At 60.5% G+C, this 22,727-nt stretch carries 18 protein-coding genes and 2 tRNA genes; 18 read left to right on the top strand and 2 right to left on the bottom strand.

Features of this window, described 5'->3' with window-relative positions; translation table 11 throughout:
* The 13 genes from AAFH49_RS16680 (at position 1) to AAFH49_RS16620 (ending at position 14,508) form a co-directional block, all read left to right on the top strand.
* Positions 1–73 (top strand) — tRNA-Asp (locus AAFH49_RS16680).
* 135 nt (positions 74–208) lie between these two features.
* A tRNA-Asp gene (locus AAFH49_RS16675) sits at positions 209–282 on the top strand.
* An 808-nt stretch (positions 283–1,090) separates the two neighbouring features.
* Positions 1,091–1,915 carry an aldo/keto reductase gene (locus AAFH49_RS16670; RefSeq protein WP_425293339.1) on the top strand — a complete coding sequence of 275 codons (825 nt, stop codon included), beginning with the start codon at positions 1,091–1,093 and terminating at the stop codon, positions 1,913–1,915.
* 46 nt (positions 1,916–1,961) lie between these two features.
* Positions 1,962–2,951, top strand: coding sequence for an aldo/keto reductase (locus AAFH49_RS16665; protein ID WP_342299949.1), 990 nt, complete (start codon positions 1,962–1,964; stop codon positions 2,949–2,951).
* A 117-nt stretch (positions 2,952–3,068) separates the two neighbouring features.
* Complete coding sequence (locus AAFH49_RS16660) at positions 3,069–4,244, top strand: dipeptidase (protein ID WP_342299947.1); 1,176 nt, start codon at positions 3,069–3,071, stop codon at positions 4,242–4,244.
* A 125-nt stretch (positions 4,245–4,369) separates the two neighbouring features.
* Complete coding sequence (locus AAFH49_RS16655) at positions 4,370–5,989, top strand: Na+/H+ antiporter (RefSeq protein WP_342299945.1); 1,620 nt, start codon at positions 4,370–4,372, stop codon at positions 5,987–5,989.
* A gap of 90 nt (positions 5,990–6,079) precedes the next feature.
* Positions 6,080–6,982: a helix-turn-helix domain-containing protein gene (locus AAFH49_RS16650; RefSeq protein WP_342299943.1), complete on the top strand. Its 903-nt coding sequence runs from the start codon at positions 6,080–6,082 to the stop codon at positions 6,980–6,982.
* Positions 6,983–7,099: 117 nt separating this feature from the next.
* The gene (locus AAFH49_RS16645; RefSeq protein WP_342299941.1) at positions 7,100–8,053 is read left to right on the top strand and encodes a helix-turn-helix domain-containing protein; all 954 of its coding nucleotides are present in this window, start codon (positions 7,100–7,102) and stop codon (positions 8,051–8,053) included.
* A gap of 141 nt (positions 8,054–8,194) precedes the next feature.
* Positions 8,195–9,040, top strand: a complete 846-nt coding sequence (locus AAFH49_RS16640) for an SDR family NAD(P)-dependent oxidoreductase (protein WP_342299939.1) — start codon at positions 8,195–8,197, stop codon at positions 9,038–9,040.
* Between the two features lie 309 nt (positions 9,041–9,349).
* Positions 9,350–9,991: a (2Fe-2S)-binding protein gene (locus AAFH49_RS16635; protein WP_342299938.1), complete on the top strand. Its 642-nt coding sequence runs from the start codon at positions 9,350–9,352 to the stop codon at positions 9,989–9,991.
* 21 nt (positions 9,992–10,012) lie between these two features.
* Positions 10,013–10,996, top strand: coding sequence for an FAD binding domain-containing protein (locus tag AAFH49_RS16630; protein ID WP_342299937.1), 984 nt, complete (start codon positions 10,013–10,015; stop codon positions 10,994–10,996).
* Positions 10,997–11,162: 166 nt separating this feature from the next.
* Positions 11,163–13,499, top strand: coding sequence for a xanthine dehydrogenase family protein molybdopterin-binding subunit (locus AAFH49_RS16625; protein ID WP_342299936.1), 2,337 nt, complete (start codon positions 11,163–11,165; stop codon positions 13,497–13,499).
* Positions 13,500–13,647: 148 nt separating this feature from the next.
* Positions 13,648–14,508 carry a fumarylacetoacetate hydrolase family protein gene (locus AAFH49_RS16620; RefSeq protein ID WP_342299934.1) on the top strand — a complete coding sequence of 287 codons (861 nt, stop codon included), beginning with the start codon at positions 13,648–13,650 and terminating at the stop codon, positions 14,506–14,508.
* A gap of 20 nt (positions 14,509–14,528) precedes the next feature.
* On the opposite strand, the gene kduD is transcribed toward AAFH49_RS16620, so the two are convergent.
* Positions 14,529–15,299 (bottom strand): 2-dehydro-3-deoxy-D-gluconate 5-dehydrogenase KduD, encoded by a 771-nt coding sequence (gene kduD, locus AAFH49_RS16615; RefSeq protein WP_342299932.1) that lies wholly within the window; start codon positions 15,297–15,299, stop codon positions 14,529–14,531.
* Positions 15,300–15,567: 268 nt separating this feature from the next.
* Between kduD and AAFH49_RS16610 the strand changes: the two genes are divergently transcribed.
* A complete protein-coding gene (locus AAFH49_RS16610) occupies positions 15,568–16,026 on the top strand; it encodes a VOC family protein (protein WP_342299930.1) in 459 nt (152 codons plus the stop codon).
* Positions 16,027–16,033: 7 nt separating this feature from the next.
* On the opposite strand, the gene AAFH49_RS16605 is transcribed toward AAFH49_RS16610, so the two are convergent.
* Positions 16,034–17,497 (bottom strand): Gfo/Idh/MocA family protein, encoded by a 1,464-nt coding sequence (locus AAFH49_RS16605; protein WP_342299929.1) that lies wholly within the window; start codon positions 17,495–17,497, stop codon positions 16,034–16,036.
* A gap of 326 nt (positions 17,498–17,823) precedes the next feature.
* On the opposite strand from AAFH49_RS16605, the gene AAFH49_RS16600 reads away from it, so the two are divergent.
* From AAFH49_RS16600 to AAFH49_RS16585, 4 genes are all read left to right on the top strand, one after another.
* Positions 17,824–19,500: a GMC oxidoreductase gene (locus AAFH49_RS16600; RefSeq protein ID WP_342299928.1), complete on the top strand. Its 1,677-nt coding sequence runs from the start codon at positions 17,824–17,826 to the stop codon at positions 19,498–19,500.
* A gap of 13 nt (positions 19,501–19,513) precedes the next feature.
* Positions 19,514–20,125, top strand: coding sequence for a gluconate 2-dehydrogenase subunit 3 family protein (locus AAFH49_RS16595; protein WP_342299926.1), 612 nt, complete (start codon positions 19,514–19,516; stop codon positions 20,123–20,125).
* Positions 20,126–20,279: 154 nt separating this feature from the next.
* Positions 20,280–21,530, top strand: coding sequence for a nucleoside permease (locus AAFH49_RS16590; RefSeq protein WP_342299924.1), 1,251 nt, complete (start codon positions 20,280–20,282; stop codon positions 21,528–21,530).
* 44 nt (positions 21,531–21,574) lie between these two features.
* A complete protein-coding gene (locus tag AAFH49_RS16585) occupies positions 21,575–22,726 on the top strand; it encodes a Gfo/Idh/MocA family protein (protein WP_342299923.1) in 1,152 nt (383 codons plus the stop codon).
* The last annotated feature ends 1 nt before the right edge of the window (position 22,727 follow it).

Below are 22,727 nucleotides of genomic sequence, written 5' to 3'. Positions count from 1 at the left end.
GTTTGGTAGTTCAGTTGGTTAGAATGCCGCCCTGTCACGGCGGAGGTCGCGGGTTCGAGTCCCGTCCAGACCGCTACTGTTTGTCGAAAAGGCCGTTTCCAGTACGGGAACGGCCTTTTTATTTCTCTTTTACGTCAATACAAGATTTTGTCAGCTTGTTTTGTCGCCTTAATTATGGAACAGCATCCGGCTTTTCCACAAGACAAACGGTTTGGTAGTTCAGTTGGTTAGAATGCCGCCCTGTCACGGCGGAGGTCGCGGGTTCGAGTCCCGTCCAGACCGCTACCGTTTGTAAAAAAGGCCATTTCCTACCCGGAAATGGCCTTTTTTATTGACCAAATCAAAGCTAGTGGCACGCTGCGATGCGCTTTTCACGTACTTGGCTACTGGGTCGCGCAGTTCCTTCTGGCGCTATGAGCGTGGGCAGGGCCCTTCTGGGCTGAAGCAGTCCAGCCGCCAGAAGACGAGAAATCGAACTTCTTCCGATAGCCTTTGAACTGCTGCGGTGAGCATTGCGCTTCAATACCTCTTCGGTGAAACTTGTCCATCGAGTTGCCGCCGAGCCGCTGTCAACCGGTTGAAAAATATAATATTCGGGTTAATTCCTGATTTCCGCAGCAGACGGATTGGCCTACCCTTACGGCATCAGATGCGTTTCGCGTAATGCATTGTTTATGAATGATTAATGGGTCAAAAGCGAATATGTCCCATGCAGGCATACAGCCGCCGCAACCTTTATAATGCCAGACTGGCAACGGACTATTTCGTGCTTCAGGACGCCGGGCTTTTGCCCACGTCATACAATTCATCACACTGTTTGACTACTGCCGCAGCAGCGCGGCCATGTGTTTGAAATTTATAATTATCGGTTTGAATCGTGATTTCCAGGCAAGGTGAAGGTGCGGACCTTTGCCTTAGTTAAAACATGGCATCCCGCGTAATGATGCTGCGGCCCCAAACAAGCCACAGACCACAGAAGCCGGCACGAGCGGTGACGGAAAACAGTAGTTTGGCTTTTACAGTAGTCCAATTTCAACAGTTTAAACACCAATAATTTATGCAGACCGTAACCTTAAATAACGGGGTAAAAATGCCTATCCTTGGCTTTGGCGTGTATCAGATTCCGGATGCGGCCGAGTGCGAGGCCAGCGTGTTGGCCGCTCTAAAGGCGGGCTACCGGCTGATTGACACCGCCGCAGCCTACCAGAACGAGGAGGCCGTGGGCAATGCCATTCGGAAAAGCGGCGTGCCGCGGGAAGAGCTGTTTATCACAACCAAGCTCTGGGTTGCGGATGCCAGCTACGAGCGCGCCAAGCCGGCATTTGAAGCGTCGCTGCGGAAGCTCCAGCTTGATTATTTGGATTTGTACCTCATTCACCAGCCATTTGGGGATGTGTACGGGGCTTGGCGGGCCATGGAGGAGCTGTATAAGGAAGGCCGCATCCGGGCCATTGGCGTGAGCAACTTCCCGCCTGACCGGGTGATGGATTTCATCGTGCACCACGAGGTGGTGCCGGCGGTGAACCAGATTGAAACCCACCCCTTCCACCAGCAGGTGGAGACACAGCAGTTTCTGGCCGAAAATGGGGTGCAGATTGAGTCGTGGGGGCCGTTTGCGGAGGGCCGAAACGGCATGTTCACCAACGAGTTGCTGGTGGGCCTAGGCCGGAAATATCAGAAAAGCGTGGCCCAGATTATCCTGCGCTGGCTCACGCAGCGCGGCGTGGTGGTGATTCCGAAATCGGTGAAGCCGGAGCGCATCGCGGAGAATTTCAACGTGTTCGACTTCGAGTTGAGCGCCGAGGACATGGCCGCCATCCAAACCCTGGATACCGGGGCCAGCGTGTTCTTCGACCACCGCGACCCGAAAATTGTGAAGTGGCTGGGCGAGCTGGGCCGCAACCAACGCAAATAGCTCGCCTGGGCTTTTAAGTCACCCTTTTACCCTCTTACAAACTACTATGAAAAATCGCACCTTGGGCACCAGTGGCCTCGAAGTATCGGCCCTCGGGCTGGGTTGCATGGGCATGAGCTTCGGCCTAGGGCCGGCCGCCGACAAGGAGGAAATGGTAAAGCTGATTCGGGCGGCCGTGGAGCGCGGCGTCACGTTTTTTGATACGGCCGAAGTGTATGGCCCGTTCACCAACGAAGAGTTGGTGGGCGAGGCATTGGAGCCCCTGCGCGAGCAGGTGGTGATTGCCACTAAATTCGGCTTCAATACCTCGGTGCAGGGCACGGGCGGCGGGCTGAACAGCCGGCCGGAAAACATCCGCGCCGTAGCCGAAGCCTCGCTCAAGCGCCTGCGTACCGACCGCATCGACCTCTTTTACCAGCACCGTGTGGACCCAGGCGTGCCCATTGAGGACGTGGCCGGGACGGTCCGCGACCTGATTGCCGAGGGTAAAGTGAAGCATTTCGGCCTTTCGGAGGCGGGCGTGCAAACCATCCGCAAGGCCCACGCGGTGCAGCCGGTCACGGCTTTGCAGAGCGAATACTCGCTGTGGTGGCGCGAGCCGGAACAGGAAATCCTGCCGGTGCTGGAAGAATTGGGCATTGGCTTCGTGCCGTTTAGCCCGCTGGGCAAGGGCTTTCTAACCGGCAAAATCGACCAGAATACCGAATTCGATAAGTCGGACTTCCGCAATACGGTGCCGCGCTTCGACCCCGAAAACCGCAAGGCCAACCAGGCGCTGGTGGACCTGCTGGGCCGCATTGCCCAAGAGAAAAACGCTACGCCGGCCCAGATTGCCCTGGCCTGGCTGCTGGCCCAGAAGCCCTGGATTGTGCCCATTCCCGGCACCACCAAGCTACACCGGCTGGAAGAAAACCTGGCCGCCGTTGAGTTGGAGCTGTCGGGCGATACGCTGGGAGAGATTGAGGCGGCGGCGGCTCAGATTGCCGTGCAGGGCGCGCGCTACTCCGAAGCGGCGCAGAAGATGATAAACCGCTAATTGGTCGATAAAATGCCCGCGTATAGGGGCTCAGCTTGCAACGAAGGCCGGCTGAGCCCCTACTTGTAAGCAGTTCGCAGGGCAAGGTGCGTTTGCTGGTAACCCTATTCTCTCCTGATGAAGCCTCACCCAACCTGGTCCCGCCGGGATTTCCTGCTCACCGCCGCCGGGGCGAGTGCGGTAATGATGCTCAACCCGCTGGCCGCGTGGGCGATTGACGAGGAGGACTCTCTGGTGGCTGCTTTGGTGGCCAGCACCATGGGCATCGACACCCACAACCACGTCGATGTGCCCCTCGCCAAAGCCGAACTGCCTGGGCCGGACCTCGACATATCCGGCGAGTTGAAAAAGTCGGGCTTGTCGGCCATTTGCATGACTTTCGCGGTTGATTATCAGGAGTTGAAAAATCCCGGTGATGCCTACGAGCGGTTCCTGAACGGGCTGACCGCCATGGACCACCAACTGAAACGCAACGGCCTGAAACGCGCCCTGAACCTGGCCGACCTGCAAGCCGCCCACCAAAAACACCGGCCCACCGTCATCCAATCGGTGGAGGGCGGGCACTTTCTGGAAGGCAAGCTGGAGCGGCTGAAAGTGGCCTACGACCGGGGCCTGCGCCACCTCGGCCTGCTGCACGACCACGACGCATCGGTGCCGCTGGGCGACGTGTTCACGAATCCCGCACAGTGGGGCGGGCTGACGGCTTTCGGGGCCGACACCATTCGGGAGTGCAACCGGCTGGGCATTCTCGTCGATTTGTCGCACGCTAATGTGGAAACCGTGACGGCGGCGCTGAAAGTGACGAGCAAGCCCGTGCTCATCTCCCATACCGGCCTCGATACCCAGCTGGGCCAAAACCAAAACCTAGCCCGTATGATGAATCCTCGGCTCATCAGCAGGGAGCACGCGAAAACCGTGGCCGACGCGGGCGGCGTGATTGGCGTGTGGACCCACCTGGCCGATTCTGCGTTGGAATACGCACAGAACGTGCTGGCGCTGGTCGAAGTCGTTGGCATCAACCACGTTTGCATCGGCACCGATACCAAGTTGACCACATCTTACCGGCCGCCCGGCGGCGGCCCCAAGCCGGGCGGCCCGCCTCCCCAAGGCGGCCAAAAAGGCCGCAGGGTTGGCGAGCGCACGAACGAGGCGTGGGCGGACCAGAAGGCCGGGTTCTACTACGCCGTGGTCGATGCGCTTTTGAAGACGGGCTTTACGGCAGATGAAATCGGCAAATTCGGCGGCGGTAATTTCTGCCGTGTATTTGATGCGGCCACGGCCGGTCGTCGGTAGAATGTATGGGCAGGGTCATACCCCGTAAGGCTTGCCCCCGCCCCTACACACGAACCCACAGGTAGTGAAGTACCTTGCCAGAGCCCAGCGTTGGGCTTTCGTTGTTTCATTTCCGGCGTCGCCCCATGCAAAACCTGTTCTTTGAGTTCGTCTTTCTGGTCCTGATTATTCTGGCGCTGGTGATGCTGGCCCAGAAGCTGCGGCTGGCCTACCCCGTTGTGCTGGTGCTGGGCGGGCTGGCGCTCAGCGTCACGCAGTTGTTTGATAATATTAAGATTGACCCGGAAATAGTGTTTCTGGTGTTCCTGCCACCGCTGCTGTACGAGGCGGCCTGGCAGGTGTCGTGGAAGGAATTCTGGAAGTGGCGGCGGGTGATTGCCAGCTTCGCGTTTCCGGTGGTAATCATCACCTCGTGCATTGTGGCGGTGGTGTCGCACGCGCTGATTCCGGGGTTCACGCTGGCGCTGGGGTTTCTGCTGGGCGGCATTGTGTCGCCGCCCGATGCCATTTCGGCCACCACCATTATGAAGCAGGTCAAGGTACCGCGCCAGATGCTCAGCATTATTGAGGGCGAAAGCCTGCTCAATGATGCGGCCTCGCTGATTGTGTTTCGGTTTGCGCTGGCGGCAGTGCTCACCGGGCAATTCGCGTTTAGCGCGGCGGCGGGCAGTTTTTTCCTGGTTATTGTGCTGGGCACCGCCATTGGGCTGGGAATTGGGATGGTGTTCTATGCCATTCACCGCTGGCTGCCCACTACTCCCAGCATCGATACGGTGCTGACGCTGCTCACGCCCTACTGCCTGTATTACGCGGCCGAGCATTTCCACTACTCCGGCGTGCTGGCGGTGGTGAGCGGCGGCCTGCTACTGTCCAGCAAGCGCCATTCGATGCTGACGTATCGCAGTCGCATCGAGAGCATTGATGTATGGTCGGTGCTGAGCTTCGTGCTGAACGGGCTGGTGTTTCTGCTCATCGGGCTGGAGCTGCCCACCATCACGCGGGAGTTGGACGCTGGCCTGGGCCCGGCCATCGGCTACGGCCTACTCATCTCGCTCACGCTGGTGGTGGGACGGCTGCTGTGCTCGTTTGGCGCGGTGCTGGTCACGATGTTTGCCAGTCGCTTCATCACCGTAGCCGATGCGAACCCCGGCTGGCGCGGGCCGATAATCCTGGGCTGGGCGGGCATGCGCGGGGTGGTGTCGCTGGCCGCCGCGCTGTCCATTCCGCTACTCACGCCGCAGGGCCAGCCCTTTCCCTACCGCAACCTTATCCTGTTCATCACCTTCGTGGTTATTCTCGTGACGCTGGTTTTCCAGGGCCTGACGCTGCCCTGGCTAATTCGGAAAGTAAACCCCGAGAACCGGCATCAAACAATTCCAGAGGAGCGCCAGGAGCTGATTCTGCAGAAAAAGCTGGCCCTGCAAGCCCTAAGCTATGTAGAATCGGCGGCTGGCCCCGACGGCTCGCCCAACGACGACTATCTGCACAACCTACGCACCCGCCTCCAGCTCGATGCGGCGTTTTTTACCCAAGAGCTGGAAGGTTCGGAAGGCCCGCCCGATGAAACCTTACACCGCTTCCACCGGCACTACCTGACGCTGCTGGAGCAGCAGCGCACCCTGCTGCACGAGATGAACCACCGCATGGAATTTGACGAGGAAATAATTCGTAAGCACCTCACCATTTTGGATTTGGAGGAGTATAAGCTGCGCGAGAAGCAACTGCAAACGACCGGCGCAGAGTAGCCGAACGTAAACTTATCAATTCCCCTTTTACGCAAGCCGCCGGATACGTCCGGCCGGTGTTTGCAACCGTTTCTTTTTACCATCCGGCCCATGAATACCGAATCAGCCCCCGCGCCCCCGCCCCGCCAGCTCGGCACGCATCAGGACCTCAATGCCCAGGAGCTGAAGCTGAAAGGCTTCAAGGCCTACGAAGTCGACACGGCCGTGAACCCCGGCCCCACCTACCGCCGCCGCGATTTCTACAAAGTGGCCCTGGTCACCAGCCATTGCACCGTGCACTATGCCGACCGCAGCATCGAGCTGAACGGCAACTGCCTGATGTTCGCCAACCCGCACATTCCGTACTCCATCGAGCTGCACGCCCCGCGCCTCACGGGCTATTCCTGCCTTTTCACCGAGGCTTTTATGAAGGAGAATGACCGGTCGGAAAGCCTGCAGCAGTCACCGCTGTTCAAGGTCGGCGGCACGCCCATTTTCCACCTCGATGCCGTGCAGGCCGCCTATGCCCAAAGCATTTTTCAGAAGATTCTAGCCGAACAAGGCACCGAGTACCTGTTCAAAAACGACCTAATCCGCACTTACATCCAGCTCCTGATTCACGAGGCGTTGCGCATGCAACCGGCCGAAACCTTCCTCCAGCACAAAAACGCCGCCTCGCGCATCACCACGCTTTTTCTGGAGCTGCTGGAGCGGCTGTTCCCCATCGAGAGCCCGGATAAGGCCCTGCCGCTGAAAACTGCCCAGGACTTTGCGGCCCAGCTCGCGGTGCACGTCAACCACCTGAACCGGGCCGTGAAGGAAGTCACCGGCCGCTCCACCACCGCCCACATCGCCGAGCGCGTCATCGGCGAAGCCAAAGCCCTGCTGCACCACACCGATTGGGACGTGGCGGCCATCGGCTACGGCCTGGGGTTTGAGTACTCGTCGTACTTCAACAACTTTTTCAAGAAGCACACCGGCAGCACGCCGCTGGCTTTTCGGCGGGCGGTGTGAGTTTTTTAGCACGTCGTGCTGAGCGCAACAGAAGCATGAGGTACCGGGGGTTGTTCTTTCCTTCTACACTCTCAAAGTTCGCCAAGGCTCATTATTTGATTTGCGTACCTTTGCCGGATGCAAAATCCCGAAACCGTCGACCAGTTTTTTCAGCATCAGGGCAACCCGCAGTTGAATTTTGCACCCCAACATGTGTCGGTGGCCACCACGGGCCGCTTCAATGTGTACGACCGAGCGCTCTTCTGCAACCGGGAGATGAGCTACAGCCGGCGCGACTTTTTCAAGATTTCGCTGATGACCGGCGCGGGGCGCATCAACTACGCCAGCCGGGGCGTGCTCATTGACCGGCCGGCGCTGGTGTTCTCCAATCCGCAGGTCCCGTTTTCGTGGGAACCGCTTTCGGAGGCGCAGGGAGGCTACTTCTGCCTGTTTACGGAGGACTTTTGGAGCGGCTCCGAACGGGCCAGCAGCCTGCATGAGTCGCCGCTGTTCCGGGTGGGCACCGACCCGGTGGCGTTTGTGGATGAAGCGCAGTTTGAGACGTTTGCCCAGCTCTACCGCAAGATGCTGCAGGAGATGGAATCGGGCTACGCCTACAAGCAGGACCTGCTGCGCACCTACCTGAACCTGCTCATCCACGAGGCGCTGAAGATGCAGCCCCAAACCACTTACTACCAGCACCCCAACGCGGCCACGCGCATCGTTGCGCTGTTTCAGGAGCTGTTGGAGCAGCAGTTTCCCATCGATGCGCCCGACCACGGCATGAAGCTGCGCACGCCCGGCGACTTCGCCCGGCACCTCTCCGTGCACGTCAACCACCTGAACAAAGCCGTGCGCGAGCTGACCGGCAAAACCACCGGCACCCACATTGCCGAGCGCATCGTGGGCGAGGCCAAAGCGCTGCTCCTGCACACCGACTGGAGCACGGCCGAAATTGCCTACGGCCTGGGCTTCGAGTACCCCAACTACTTCAACAACCTCTTCAAGAAGCACACCGGCCTGACGCCTTCGGCCCTGCGGGCGCAGCTTGGTACAGATGCCAGCCGCCCGACCGCCCTGGCGCGAGGCTGATTGATTTTCTTACTGAATGGATTGATTCGTGTGGTGGGGCTGGCGGCAAGCCGGGGGACCTTTGTACTGCTTCCAGAAGGAAGCTGAAACGATTCCACCGCCGCTGGCTAGCCCCACTAACCAGCCCCAACGAACCAACCCATGACGGATAAAAAAGTATGGCTCATCACCGGCGCGGGCCGGGGTCTGGGCGTTGATATTGCGAAAGCCGCGCTGGCGGCGGGCCACGCCGTGGTAGCCTCCGGCCGTAACCCCGCGAAGGTGGCCCAAGCCCTGGGCACCGCCGATAACCTCCTGGTAGTGAAGCTGGACATCACCCAGCCGGCCGACGCGACGGCGGCCGTGGCGGCGGCCATCGAGCGCTTTGGCCGCTTGGATGTGCTGGTGAATAATGCGGCTAATTTCTATGCGGGCTTTTTTGAGGAGTTGAGTCTGGAGCAGATGGACAAACAGCTGACCACCAGCCTTATCGGCCCGATGAACGTGACGCGGGCCGTGCTGCCCGTGATGCGTCGGCAGCGGGCGGGGCAGGTGATGACCATTTCGTCCACGGCCGGGCTGGTGGGTTTTGAGTTCGGAGCCGCTTACGCCGCGTCGAAATTTGCGCTGGAGGGTTGGATGCAGTCGTTGCAGGCCGAAGTCGCGCCGTTTGGCATCGACACCATTGTGGTCAATCCAGGCTTTTTCCGCACCGAATTGCTAACCGAAGAGTCCACCAATTTCGCCGAAAACGCCATTGCCGATTACGACGAGCGGCGGGCGGCGCAGGTGCAGTTCTGGCGGGGCTACAACGGCCAGCAGTCCGGCGACCCGGCTAAACTGGCGCAGGCCCTGCTCACCATTTCAGGCCAGGAAAATCCGCCCCGCCGCTTTCTGGCCGGAGCCGATGCCATTGCCACCGCCGAGCAGGTGGCCGCTGAGCTTCAGCAGCAGCTCAACGCCTACCGGGAGCTGTCGTCGTCGCTGGCTTATGATGAAGCTGTTTAGCAATTCAAAAGGCCTTCATGCGGAGCGGAACCGAAGCATAACGGCCCTAAATAATTTCGACAGCCTTTACGAAAAGCACATCGGCCGCTTTCCGTAAAGGCTGTTTGATTAGTGTAAGTATCTGTTTGAAAGCTATAAGAATTAGCGGGTCGGGGAAAAGACCTTTGGTAAATTCATCCGTAAAAAGCAATACACTTTAGCAGCACCCTGACGGCCTGTTGCTTGCGGCCAAAAGAACGGCTACTACTTGAGTCGATTTTGGTGTCGGCGCATGTGGACTTCTCACTTCCCTCCTCCTACTCCTCCGTTATGACCTCCGACTTATTCCCCATTCCTGATACACCCGGCGAATCGTACCCCGACAACGGCTCGCGCCGCTCCTTCATGAAGCAGGCCGGCGGCATTCTGGGCTTGGCACTGGCGCCGCCGCTGGTGGCCCAGGCCGAACGCCTAACGGCCTACGCCAAAACCATCGAAGGCGTCACCGACCTCACGCTACGCATCAACGGCCAGGCCCGCACCGTGCGCGCTGAGCCCCGCGTAACCCTCCTCGACGCCCTGCGCGAACGGCTCGACCTGACCGGCACCAAAAAAGGCTGCGACCACGGCCAGTGCGGAGCCTGCACGGTGCTGGTCGATGGCCAGCGCGTGAACTCCTGCCTCACCCTGGCCGTGATGGTCCAGGGCAAGGAAATAACCACCATCGAGGGTCTGGCCAAAGGCGACGAGCTGCACCCCATGCAGGCGGCCTTTGTGAAACACGACGGCTTCCAGTGCGGCTACTGCACGCCCGGCCAGATTATGAGCGGCGTGGCCTGCGTGCGCGAGGGCCACGCCAAAACCGACGACCAATGCCGCGAATGGATGAGCGGCAATATCTGCCGCTGCGGGGCCTACGCCAACATTCTGGCCGCCGTGCGCGAAGTTGAAAATAGCGGTTTCAAAGGTTAACAGAACGTCATACCACATAATATGAACGACTTCAGCTACACCCAGGCCGCATCAACCAAAGAGGCCACCGGCTTTCTGAAAGACAAGCCCCAGGCGGCCTACATCGCCGGCGGCACCACGCTGCTGGATATGATGAAGGCCAACCTGGCCGAGCCGCCCCACTTGGTCGATATCAACCAACTGCCCTTCAAAGGCATCGAGCAAACGGCCGACGGGCTCCGCATTGGCGCGATGGAGCGCATGAACACCGTGGGCGAGCACGCGCTGGTCGTGCAGCAGTTTCCGGCCGTGTCGCAGGCGCTGCTGCTGGCGGCCTCGCCGCAGCTGCGGAATATGGCCAGCATTGGCGGGAATATGTTGCAGCGCACCCGCTGCGGCTACTTCCGCGATGCGGCATTTCCGTGCAACAAGCGGGTGCCCGGCTCGGGCTGCCCAGCCCTGGAGGGCGACAACCACAACCTGGCCATCCTGGGCGTGAGCGAGAGCTGCATTGCCACCGCCTACCCCGGCGACCTGGCCGTGGCCCTGGCCGCCTTCGATGCCGTGCTGACCCTGGAAAACCAGAAGGGCAAGCAGCGCCGTGTGCCCGTCACGGAGTTTTACCTGCTGCCCGGCAAAACGCCCCAGAAGGAAACCGTGCTGGAATCCGGCGAATTGATTGTAGCCGTGACCATTCCAACCACCGCCCACGCCCAACACTCGACCTACCTGAAGGTGCGCGAACGGAGCAGCTACGCCTACGCGCTGGCCTCGGCCGCCGTGGGCTTGGACGTGCAGGCGGGCACTATCCGCGCGGCGCGGGTGGCGCTGGGCGGCGTGGGCGCGCAGCCCTGGCGCTCCCGCGAGGCCGAGAAAGTGCTGACCGGCGCACCAGCGACGGAGGCTACGTTTCGGGCGGCGGCGGCAGCAGCCTTGCAGGACGCGCAGCCGCAGGAGCACAACCGTTTCAAGGTAGAACTGGCGCAGAACACGCTGGTGCGCGCCTTGCAGCAGGTGGCGGGGTAACATCCTCAGCATTTTAGTAAGACAGTATTTTAGTAAGAACGTCATGCTGAGCGCAGTCGAAGCATCTCTACTGCGCAACTAATCAATGCCGTTGCAACGAAGCGGCAGAGATGCTTCGACTGCGCTCAGCATGACGTTCTTTTATCAGCATCAGGCACTACAAACCATGGAATTCGAACCAACCTTCTCCGAAACCAACCCCCAGGCCGGCGTGGTGGGCCAGCCCATGAGCCGCGTCGATGGCTGGGCCAAGGTGACGGGCCACGCCACCTACTCGGGCGAGTACAACCGGCTGCCGGGCCTGGTACACGCCGTGCTCAAAACCAGTGACGTGGCCAAAGGCCGTGTTCAAAATATCGATACCAGCGCGGCCCAGCGCGCGCCGGGCGTGCTGGCCATTTTCACGCACGAAAACCTGCCCAAGCTGGCCAAAACGCCCAACTCGCCCGACGACCGGAAGGCCTTCGTATCCTCGCCAATGAGCTTTTTCCCGATGGCGTCGGACCAGATATATTACGCCGGCCAGCCGGTGGCCGTGGTGGTGGCCGATACGCTGGAGCGCGCCCAGTACGCGGCTAGTCTGCTGAAAGTGAGTATTGCGCCGGAGGTGCCCGTGTCCTCTTATTTCGACCCGAAGGCCCAGCTGTATATTCCCAAAACCGTGAAATACATGCCCGGCGTAACCAAGCGCGGCGACGCGCAAACGGCCTTTGCCAGCGCCCCGGTGCAGCTCACGGCCACCTACACCCACGCCACCATCCACCACAATCCGATGGAGCCGGGGGCCACCACGGCCCACTGGGAAGCGCCCGACCGCCTCACGGTGTACGACGCCACGCAAGGAGTTTTGGAAACTCAGAAGACGCTGGCCGCCATGCTGGGACTGGCCACTGAGCAGGTGCGGGTGGTCTGCAAATTCATCGGTGGCGGCTTCGGCTGCAAGGCATGGGTGTGGCCGCATACCGTGCTGGCCCCGCTGGTAGCCCGGGCCGTAGGCCGCCCGGTGAAGCTGGTGCTCACGCGCCCGCAGCAGTTCACGAGCATGGGCCACCGCGAAGAACAGTCCCAGACGCTACGCCTCGGGGCCACGCGGGAGGGCAAGCTGCTGGCGCTCATCCACGACAAGTCGTCCACGACCTCGCCCTGGGATGACTACGCCGAAACCAACAGCCGCATTACCAACATGCTCTATGCGCTGCCGACGTTCGAGGGCACTTACCATCTGGCCCAGGCCAATGTGATGACGTCGACCTCGACCCGCGCGCCCGGCGACATGCCCGGGGCTTTCGCTATCGAGTCTTCGATGGATGACTTGGCCTATCAACTGGGCATCGACCCCATCCAGATTCGGCTGCTGAACTACGCCGAAAAAGACCCCACCAACGGCCACCCCTGGAGCAGCAAGAGCCTGAAACAGTGCTACCAGCGCGGGGCCGAGCTCATGGGCTGGAACCAGCGCAACCCCAAAAACGGCCAGACCCGCGACGGCAAGCTCCTGGTAGGCTACGGCATGGCCACGGCCAGCTACCCGGTGCACAACTCGCAGGGCAACGCCCGCGTGCGCCTCTACGCCGACGGCCACGCCGTGGTGCAGGCGGGGGCCACCGACCTCGGCACCGGCACCTACACCGTGATGACCCAAGTAGCCGCCGATTCGCTGGGCCTGCCACCCGAAAACATCCGCTTCGAGCTGGGCGATACCAACCTGCCGAGCACTCAGTGGTCGGGCGGCTCCACGGCGGCGGGCCGGGTGTCGTCGAGCGTGTATCTGGCAGCGCAGGATGTGTGGCAGCGGCTCATCAAGCTGGCCGTGATGGACAGCAAATCGCCGCTGTTCCGGGCTAAGCCGGCCGACGTGGTGATGGAAAAAAGCCGCCTGCATCTCAAAGCCGACCCCAGCAAGGGCGAGGCGTTCAGCGAAATCATGAAGCGTGCCGGCCTGGGCGACATCGAAGGCAGCGCGCTGGGCCGCTACGGCAGCGGCTACGAGGCCGCCCAAGCCACTGCCGTAGCGGACCCGAGCAAAAAGGACCACGCCAGCGAGCACTCCATGCATGCCTTTGGGGCGCACTTCTGCGAGGTTCATGTTGACCCCGAACTGGGCACCGTGCGCGTGACCAAATGGGTGAGCGTGATTGCCGGCGGGCGCATCCTCAACCCCAAAACGGCACGCTCGCAGGTGATGGGCGGCAGCATCTTTGGCATCGGCGCGGCCCTGATGGAAACCACCGAGCGCGACCCGCATTACGCCCGCTACACCAACGCCGACCTGGCCGGCTACCACGTCCCCGTGAATGCCGACATCCCGGACATGACCGTGGAATTCATTGACGAGCACGACCCTTACGTAAATGCCATGGGCGTGAAGGGCATCGGCGAAATCTCCATCGTGGGCACCAGCGCCGCCGTGGCCAACGCCGTGTTTCACGCCACCGGCCGCCGCCTACGCTCCGTACCGATGACACCGGACAAGGTGCTGGCCGCGTTGCGGGAGCCGGTGTAGGGTACGGGCTGTTGGTTTGAAACATGTAGGCATCCGGCTGAAAGCGTCGGTCTGGTCCCACTCCCGTCATGGGGGTGGGGCCATGCTTTGACTACGCTCTGCATGCCGTTCTTTTACTATCCGAATCCATCCTTGCACCGCCTCCCCAATGAAACTCATCCGCTACGGCCAGCCCGGCCATGAGAAGCCGGGCATCATCATCCAGGACCAAAAGTTCGACGTTTCGGCCTTCGGCGAAGATTACAACGAAGCCTTTTTTGCTACCGATGGCCTGCACCGGCTCGCCGAATTCCTGCAAGCCCACGAAGGCCGGCTCGCGCCCATCGCCGCCGGCGAACGCCTCGGCCCGCCCGTGGCCCGGCCCTCCAAAATCCTGTGCATCGGCCTGAATTACGCCGACCACGCCCGCGAAACCGGGGCCACGCCCCCACCCGAGCCGGTGCTGTTCATGAAATCGACCACCGCCTACGCGGGGCCGAACGACGACCTCATCATCCCCAAAAACTCGACGAAAACCGACTGGGAAGTCGAGCTGGCTGTGGTCATCGGCCGGCGTGCTTCTTATGTAGAAGAAGTTGATGCCCATGAGTATATCGCCGGCTACACGCTGCATAACGACGTGTCGGAGCGCGAATTCCAGCTGGAGCGCAGCGGTACCTGGGACAAGGGCAAGGGCTGCGATACCTTCGCACCCGTCGGCCCGTTTATGGCCACGCCCGATGAAATCGGCGACGTAGACGACCTACGCCTCTGGCTCTCCGTGAATGGCCAGATGATGCAGGACGGCACCACCGCCAACCTCATTTTCAAGATTCCCTTCCTGATTTCCTACCTCAGCCAGTTCATGACGCTGCTGCCCGGCGACATCATCTCGACCGGCACGCCCGCCGGCGTGGGCCTCGGCATGAAGCCGCCCGTGTACCTCAAGCCCGGCGACGTGGTGGAGCTGGGAATCGACGGCCTTGGCACCTCGCGCCAAGAGGCAAAAGCCTATTCACCATACTCCTGAAGTATAAAACCTGGCTATAATTACCGCCCCATCCAGCCGCCATCCACGGTAAGGATGGTGCCGTGCACGTAGTCCGAAGCAGCCGAGGCCAGGAACACGGTGGGGCCTTTGAAATCCTCCGGCGTGCCCCAGCGGCCGGCCGGGATGCGGCCCAGAATGGTCTGGCTGCGCTCTTCGTCCTGGCGCAGAGCGGTGGTATTGTCGGTGGCGATGTAGCCGGGCGCGATGGCATTCACATTCACGCCCCGGCCGGCCCATTCGTTGGCCAGCGCCTTCACCAAGCTGCCCAGGGCACCCTTGCTGGCCGCGTAGCCGGGCACGTTGATACCGCCTTGGAAGGTGAGCAACGAGGCCGTGAAAATAATTTTGCCGCTGCCCTGGCGCAGCATCTGGCCGCCAATGGCGCGGGCGAGGCGGAACGGCGCGTCGAGGTTGATGGCCAACACGTCGTCCCAGTCCTGGTCGGAATGTTCGACGGCTGGGGCGCGACGGATGGTGCCGGCGTTATTAACAAGGATGTCGATACGCGGAAAATCCCGCTGCACCTGCGTGATGAAAACATCGGTGGCGGCGCGCTGGCTGAAATCAGCCTGGTAGGCGTGGAAATCGCGGCCCAGCGCCCGCACCTGGCGGCCGGTATCGCCACCATCGGCCGCCAGCGTAGCCGATACGCCGATGATGTCGGCCCCGGCCTCGGCCAGCCCCAGGGCCATGGCCTGGCCAATGCCCTTATTACAGCCGGTTACCAGCGCGGTTTTGCCAGTCAGGCTGAAGGCGGAATTGATGTTCATGCAGGAAGGAAGGGCGGACTGAAAAATTGAACTGCCCAAAAGTAGCGCCACCCGCCCGGCGCACTCTACCGCACTCTACTGAATTTTAATGGCGCTGAGCCCATACGTCAAGAATAACCCAAACAGATTCAGCCATTCTTCAAACGTGCATTCAGTACGACAAGCATCTGCAAGTCAGAAAAATGGGATGCCGGCGGCTCGAAAAATAATTGCACCTTGCGGCAGCTTTCACCGGTCTGTTTGTGCAGCCCCAAATACTTCCTGAATTATGAAAAAAACGCTTTTTGGCAGCTTGTTGGGGCTAATTGTCGCCTTGGGCAACGCGGGCTCTGTTTTCGCCCAAAGTACGCCAACGGTCAGCCACGTCGCGCTTTACGTCTTCGACCTGCGGAAAAGCGTGGATTTCTACGGCAAGGTGCTGGAGCTGCAGCAGATTCCGGAGCCCTTCAAGGACGGCCGCCACGTCTGGTTTCGGATGGGGCCGCACAGCCAGCTGCACATCATTCAGGGCGCGGCCAAAGTAGAGCCGCACGACAAGAACATGCACCTGGCTTTCAGCGTGAAAGACCTGAAAAAATTCACCGCCCATCTCGACCAGCTCGCCACCGTCTATGGCAGCTGGGCCGGGCAAGCCAAAGAATCGACAGCCCGCCCCGACGGCGTAAAACAGGTGTATTTGCAGGACCCGGATAACTACTGGGTGGAAGTGAACGACGACCCATTTTAGCCCCCCCCTACCAGCCGGGCCGGTACGTGCGCTTCACAAACTGGTTGGCCTCCTCAAAATTGGTGACGCGCAGTTGCTGCGGGTCCCAGAGCAGCTCGATGCCCCGGCCGGGGTAGTCGAAGCCCACGCCGGTGGTTTTAGGGCGCTGAATATCGTAGCCGCGAATGGCGAGGTTGGCCATGAGCAGGGCTTCGGTGAGCGGACCGGCCAGCTCGAAAGGCGAGCTGACGGCTTTGTTGCCGTAGCCGGCCAGGCAGGCTTCGACCCACTGCGCGTAATGGCCGTTGGCACCATCGGGCACACGGTCCAACTTGGGTTTCACGTGCACCTCTTGGTTGCGGGAAAGTGGCAGCAGGCGCGGGTCGGCGGAGTAGATGCTGGCCATCATCTTGCCCTTTTTGCCGATGAACAGGATGCCGTTGCCGCCGTCGCCAAACTTCTCGTTGGGGCCCAGTTCCTCGGGCCGCTCGGGCTGAATGCCGCCGTCCATCCAGTGCATGGTGACTTCGTGCTTGGTCTTATTCGTCTTGGGAAACGTGAGTGTGACGTGGCTGGATGGTGGGCAACTTTCGGGGAAATAGCCGCGCTTAAACTCGTCCACATACACGCTTCCCACGCTGGCCTGCACCGCCGTGGCGTAGCCCAAATTCAGCACCCGAAATGGCGCTTCCATGAGGTGGCAGCCCATGTCGCCGAGCGCACCGGTGCCGTACTCCCACCACCCGCGCCAGTTGAAGGGCACCAGCTTATCCACGTAGGGCCGCTGAGGCGCGGTGCCCAGCCACAAGTCCCAATCCAGCTCTTTGGGCACGGCGGTGGCCGGCGGGGGCCAGGCAATGCCCTGCGGCCACACCGGCCGGTCGGTCCAGCAATACACGGTGTGCACCTCGCCGATGAGGTGGGCGTCATACCATTCCTGGAGCTGCCGCACGCCGTCGCCCGATGCGCCCTGGTTGCCCATCTGGGTCACCACTTTGTAGCGCTTGGCGGCCTCGGTCAGGGCGCGGGCTTCGTAGATATCGTGGGTGAGGGGTTTTTGCACGTAGACGTGCTTGCCCAGTTGCATGGCCGCCAGCGTGATAACGGCATGGTTGTGGTCGGGTGTGGACACCGAGACGGCATCGAAATTCTTGCCTTCCTTATCGAGCAGCTGCCGCCAGTCCTTATAATACTTCGCCTGCGGAAAGGCCTGCACCGAGCGGGCGGCGCGGCGGTCGTCCACGTCGCACAGGTAGCCGATGCGGACTTTGCCGGTTTTGGCGAAGGCGGCCAGGTCGCTTTCGCCCTTGCCGCCCACGCCCACGCCGGCCACCACCAGCTGGTCGCTGGGCGCGGTGTAGCCCCGGCCGCCCAGCACGAAGCGCGGCACAATCATAAAAACAGCCGCCGCGGCAGCGCCCTGCTTGAGGAATTCGCGCCGCGACGGGGCTTCGGGCAGGTTATTCAGCGGCGTTTCAGGGAGCTTGCTCATAGGTAGTTAGTGGATTTTTTCAACTGGGGAAGGAAGCCTGGCAGTCAATCAGCAGAATTGACCAAATCACTAGCAATGAACCCTTTGCATTACTTTAAAATACAATCTGCTAATAGATTGGATTGCGCCCTCGATACCTTGGTAAGTGGGTGGACACTCATCATTAGCAATATTATGTAAATTATTGGTCCCGTAGTGGTTGGCCGGCAACAAATTATTTTATATTTGCTCGCACTGCGTGGCCCGTACTGCTCGTCGGCCTGATGCCAGCAGATGAGACTCCGATTGGTTCCTTTCTCAAATTCCACATCATTTGCTAGCGTAACATGGAAAAAAATACGTACGATGCCATTGTCATCGGGTCGGGTATCTCGGGTGGCTGGGCCGCGAAGGAACTGACAGAAAAGGGTCTCAAAACCATTATGTTGGAGCGCGGCCGCAACGTGGAGCACATCAAGGACTACGTGAACGCCAACAAGGCCCCGTGGGAATTTGAGCATCGGGGTGGCAAAACCCAGAAAATGATTGCCGACTACCCGGTATTGAAGCGCGACTACACCCTCAACGAAACCAACCTCAGCTACTGGGCCAGCGACAAGGACAGCCCCTACGTGGAAATTAAGCCCTTCGACTGGTTCCGGGGCTACCAGGTGGGCGGCCGCTCACTGATGTGGGGCCGGCAGTCGTACCGCTGGAGCGACTTCGACTTTGAGGCCAATGCTAAAGACGGCATCGCCGTGGACTGGCCCATCCGGTACAAAGAAATGGCCCCGTGGTACAGCTACGTGGAGAAATTTGCCGGTATCAGCGGCTCAAAAGAGGGCCTACCGCAGCTGCCCGACGGCGAGTTTATGCCGCCCATGGAGATGAACGTGGTGGAAAAGGACGTGGCCGCCCGCATCAAAAAGCACTACGAGCACCGGCGCATGGTCATCGGCCGCACGGCCAACATCACGGTGCCGCACCACAACCGCGTGAACTGCCAGTACCGCAACAAATGCTGGCTGGGGTGCCCGTTCGGGTCGTATTTCAGCACGCAGTCGGCCACGCTGCCGGCCGCTGTGGCCACCGGCAATCTCACGCTGCGGCCGTTTTCCATCGTCACCAAAATCCTCTACGACAAGGACACCAAGCGCGCCAAGGGCGTGGAAGTGCTTGATGCCGAAACCAACCAGACCGTTGAGTATTACGCCAAGGTAATCTTCCTTAATGCCTCGGCCCTGAACTCGGCCTGGGTGCTGATGAACTCGGCCACCGACATCTGGCCCGGCGGCCTGGGCAGCAGCAGCGGCGAGCTGGGCCACAACCTGATGGACCACCACTTCCGGGCCGGCGCGCACGGCGACGTGGTAGGCTTCGAGGACAAATACATATATGGCCGCCGCGCCAACGGCATTTACATTCCCCGCTTCCGCAACCTGTTTGGTGATAAGCGCGACTACATCCGCGGCTTCGGCTACCAGGGCAGCGCCGGCCGCGAGGGCTGGAGTCGTGAAATTCCGGAAATGAGCATCGGCGGTGATTTCAAGGATGCCCTCACCGAGCCCGGCAAGTGGACCATGGGCATCACCGGCTTCGGCGAAACCCTGCCCTACCACGACAACCAGATTAGCCTCGACAAAACTAAGAAGGACAAGTGGGGCCTGCCCGTACTGGCCATCGACGCCAGCATCCGCGACAACGAGCAGAAGATGCGCATCGACATGATGGCCGACGCGCAGGAAATGCTGGAAAAAGCGGGCTTGAAGAACGTGAAGACCTATAACAACGGCTACAACCTGGGCGGCGGCATCCACGAGATGGGCACCGCCCGCATGGGCCGCGACCCTAAAACGTCGGTCCTCAATGCCCACAACCAGATTTGGGATGCCCTGAACGTGTACGTAACCGACGGGGCCGCCATGACGTCGGCCGCCTGCCAGAACCCCTCGCTGACCTACATGGCCCTCACGGCCCGCGCCGTGGACCACGCCGTGAGCGAGCTCAAAAAGCAAAACCTCTAAACCGTCCCCCATCATGAACAGAAGAGACGCCCTGGCCCGCGTGGCCATCATCATGGGTGGCACCGTTATCGGAGCCGATTTTTTCCTGAGCAGCTGCTCCTCTCCTACTAATAAGGAAGAGAAAACCGCCGCCAAGGAACCTGCCGCCGCGAAAGAAGCAAAGCCGTTTCTTGATGCCAACCAGGTCAGTTTCTTGGATGAAGTAGGCGAAACCATCCTGCCCGCCACCAAAACGCCGGGGGCCAAAGCTGCCCAAGTAGGCAGCTTCATGAGCGTGATGGTGCGCGACTGTTATACGCCCGCCGACCAGAAAATCTTCCTCAACGGCCTCACCAAGCTCGACCAGGACTGCAAAACGAAAAACGGCAAAGGCTTCCTGGCTTGCGATGCGGCCCAGCGCACCGCCTTCCTCACCGCCCTGGATGCCGAGCAAAAGGCATTCACCCAAAACAAGCAAAAAGACGACCCCGCGCACTACTTCCGTATGATGAAGGAACTCACGCTGCTGGGCTTCTTCACCTCAGAAGTGGGCGCTACGAAGGCCCTGCGCTACCTGCCCGTGCCCGGCCGCTACGACGGCAACGTGCCGTATAAAAAAGGCGACAGGGCTTGGGCAACGACTTGATTTGTCGGCCTTTTCAGACCGTCATGCAGAGCGCAGCGAAGCATCTTTACTGCAATAGTAAATAATTGCGTTGTGCGGTAAAGATGCTTCGCTGCGCTCTGCATGACGGTCAATGTTCCGCCTGCTTCTGAATCCTACCTCCAAACCCTCCCACATGACGCCCGCCATCCGCTTTAAGCTGTCCCTGATGATGTTCCTGGAGTTCTTCATCTGGGGAGCATGGTTCGTGACGCTGGGCACCTACCTGCTGCATAACCTGCACACCACCGGTACGCAGGTGGGCAGTGCTTTTCTCACACAGTCGGTGGGGGCTATTGTGGCCCCGTTCATCATCGGGCTGATTGCCGACCGGTTCTTCTCGGCCCAGAAAATCCTGGGGGTGTTGCACCTGCTGGGCGCAGCGCTGCTGTGGCTGGCATCGCGGGCAGGCGATTTTTCGGCCTTCTACCCTTACGTGCTGACGTACATGATAGTGTACATGCCCACGCTGGCGCTGGTGAACTCCATTTCCTTCCGCCAGATGCAGAATCCGCAGAAGGAATTTGCCTCGATTCGGGTACTGGGCACGCTGGGCTGGATTATCGCCGGCATCACCATCGGCTGGCTGAATTGGGAGCAGAGCGGCAACCTTGGCCTCACGTTTCAGATGGCGGCCGGGGCTTCGGCCCTGCTCGGGGTATTCAGCTTCACGCTGCCGCCCACGCCGCCCGTCAAAAAAGCTGGCCCCGCCACTATGGGCGAGCTACTGGGCCTCGAAGCCATCGGCCTGCTGAAGAACCGCTCTTACCTGATTTTTTTCCTGGCCTCGGTCGCCATCTGCGTACCGCTGTCGTTTTACTATGGCTTCACCAATCCATTTTTGAATGAGACGGGCATGAAATCGGCCGCTGGCATCCAGAGTCTGGGGCAGGTTTCGGAAGTGCTGTTTATGCTACTAATTCCGGTGTTCTTCGTGCGCTTGGGCGTGAAGAAAATGCTGGCTATTGGCATGCTGGCCTGGGTAGTACGGTATATCTTCTTCGCCTACGGCAACGGCGATTCGAACTATTGGATGCTGATTGCAGGCATCGTGATGCACGGCATCTGCTACGATTTCTTCTTCGTAACCGGCCAGATTTACACCGACAACCTCGCCGGTGAGCAGTCGAAAAGCGCGGCCCAGGGCTTTATCACGCTGGCTACCTACGGCGTGGGCATGCTAATCGGCTCCCTCCTCTCGGGCCAGATTGTGGACGCCCACAAAACCACCGGCGACCTCCACGACTGGCACACCATCTGGCTGATTCCGGCCGGCATTGCGGCCGTGGTGCTGGCCGTATTCGTGCTGCTTTTTAAAGACCAGAACGCCCCCGCACCAGCTGAAGACCTCAGCTACGCCGAAGCCAACGCTCGTTTGGAAGTGTAGAGACGCATATTTGCGTCTCTACTTTTAGCACCACACTCCCTCCTATGAAACTACGACTGGGCATGATTGGCGGCGGCCAGGGCGCGTTCATCGGCGGCATTCACCGCATCGCCGCCGCCCTCGATGGCCTGTATGAACTCACCGCCGGCGCGTTCAGCAGCGATGCGGAGAAGTCGCGGGCCACAGGCGTACTGCTGAATCTGGCCCCAGAGCGCGTGTACGGCTCTTTTGAGGAGCTGATTATGCAGGAAAAGCAGCGGCATGAAACCGAGCGGGTGCAGGTTGTGGCCATCGTTACACCAAACCACCTGCACTTCGAGCCCGCCAGGCTGGCGCTGGAAAACGGCTTCCACGTCATTCTCGATAAACCGATGACTTTCTCGCTGGCCGAGGCCAAGCAATTGAAGGAAATTGCCACCGCCAACGGCCGGAAACTCTGCCTGACCCACACCTACACCGGCTACCCAATGGTGAAAGAAGCCCGGCAACTCATTGCCGCGAACACATTTGGCCCCATCCGCAAGGCCTACGTAGAATACCCGCAGGGCTGGCTCAGCGCCTTTGAGGAAGGCACGGATAACAAGCAGGCGGCCTGGCGCACCGACCCCGCCCGCAGCGGCATTGCCGGGGCGATGGGTGACATCGGGACCCACGCCTTCAACCTGCTGGAATACGTGACCGGCCTGCAAGTCGAAAAGCTCTGCGCCGACATCAATACCGTGGTGCCGGGCCGTCGGCTGGACGATGACGGGGCCGTATTGCTCCGGCTATCCAACGGCGCGAGCGGCGTGCTGGTAGCCACCCAGGTGGCGGCCGGCGAGGAAAACAACGTCCGCGTCCGGGCCTATGGCGACAAGGGCGGGCTGGAGTGGCAGCAGGCAGATGCCAACACGCTGCAAGTGAAGTGGCTGGACCGGCCCACCGAGATTTATCGGACGGGCACGGGCTACGTCGGTTCCTTCGCGCAGCATAATGCCCGCACCCCAGCCGGCCACCCCGAGGGCTACCTCGAAGCATTCGCCAACATCTACCGCAACTTCGCCCTGACCTTGCAAGCCGAAATGGCCGGCCAGACTGCCCCGCCCGAAGCCCTCGATTATCCAGGGCTGGAGGAAGGCATCCGGGGCATGGCATTCATCGAAAACGTCATTGCCTCGGGTCATTCTGATAAGAAATGGACCGAATTCACCGTCTGAC

Origin of the sequence: Hymenobacter segetis (assembly GCF_038448715.1) — a bacterium.
GTDB lineage: Bacteria > Bacteroidota > Bacteroidia > Cytophagales > Hymenobacteraceae > Hymenobacter > Hymenobacter segetis.
Note: the sequence above shows the minus strand (reverse complement) of the source record. Positions and strands in the feature narration are given on the sequence as shown.

Excerpts from the sequence above, each read along its gene's own strand:
- AAFH49_RS16640 (WP_342299939.1), top strand. The coding sequence starts at position 8,195 with ATGACGGATAAAAAAGTATGGCTCATCACCGGCGCGGGCCGGGGTCTG.
- AAFH49_RS16660 (WP_342299947.1), top strand. The coding sequence starts at position 3,069 with ATGAAGCCTCACCCAACCTGGTCCCGCCGGGATTTCCTGCTCACCGCC.
- AAFH49_RS16610 (WP_342299930.1), top strand. The coding sequence starts at position 15,568 with ATGAAAAAAACGCTTTTTGGCAGCTTGTTGGGGCTAATTGTCGCCTTG.
- AAFH49_RS16655 (WP_342299945.1), top strand. The coding sequence starts at position 4,370 with ATGCAAAACCTGTTCTTTGAGTTCGTCTTTCTGGTCCTGATTATTCTG.
- AAFH49_RS16645 (WP_342299941.1), top strand. The coding sequence starts at position 7,100 with ATGCAAAATCCCGAAACCGTCGACCAGTTTTTTCAGCATCAGGGCAAC.
- AAFH49_RS16635 (WP_342299938.1), top strand. The coding sequence starts at position 9,350 with ATGACCTCCGACTTATTCCCCATTCCTGATACACCCGGCGAATCGTAC.
- AAFH49_RS16595 (WP_342299926.1), top strand. The coding sequence starts at position 19,514 with ATGAACAGAAGAGACGCCCTGGCCCGCGTGGCCATCATCATGGGTGGC.
- AAFH49_RS16670 (WP_425293339.1), top strand. The coding sequence starts at position 1,091 with ATGCCTATCCTTGGCTTTGGCGTGTATCAGATTCCGGATGCGGCCGAG.
- AAFH49_RS16600 (WP_342299928.1), top strand. The coding sequence starts at position 17,824 with ATGGAAAAAAATACGTACGATGCCATTGTCATCGGGTCGGGTATCTCG.
- AAFH49_RS16630 (WP_342299937.1), top strand. The coding sequence starts at position 10,013 with ATGAACGACTTCAGCTACACCCAGGCCGCATCAACCAAAGAGGCCACC.
- AAFH49_RS16665 (WP_342299949.1), top strand. The coding sequence starts at position 1,962 with ATGAAAAATCGCACCTTGGGCACCAGTGGCCTCGAAGTATCGGCCCTC.
- kduD (WP_342299932.1), bottom strand. The coding sequence starts at position 15,299 with ATGAACATCAATTCCGCCTTCAGCCTGACTGGCAAAACCGCGCTGGTA.
- AAFH49_RS16585 (WP_342299923.1), top strand. The coding sequence starts at position 21,575 with ATGAAACTACGACTGGGCATGATTGGCGGCGGCCAGGGCGCGTTCATC.
- AAFH49_RS16605 (WP_342299929.1), bottom strand. The coding sequence starts at position 17,497 with ATGAGCAAGCTCCCTGAAACGCCGCTGAATAACCTGCCCGAAGCCCCG.
- AAFH49_RS16650 (WP_342299943.1), top strand. The coding sequence starts at position 6,080 with ATGAATACCGAATCAGCCCCCGCGCCCCCGCCCCGCCAGCTCGGCACG.
- AAFH49_RS16625 (WP_342299936.1), top strand. The coding sequence starts at position 11,163 with ATGGAATTCGAACCAACCTTCTCCGAAACCAACCCCCAGGCCGGCGTG.
- AAFH49_RS16620 (WP_342299934.1), top strand. The coding sequence starts at position 13,648 with ATGAAACTCATCCGCTACGGCCAGCCCGGCCATGAGAAGCCGGGCATC.
- AAFH49_RS16590 (WP_342299924.1), top strand. The coding sequence starts at position 20,280 with ATGACGCCCGCCATCCGCTTTAAGCTGTCCCTGATGATGTTCCTGGAG.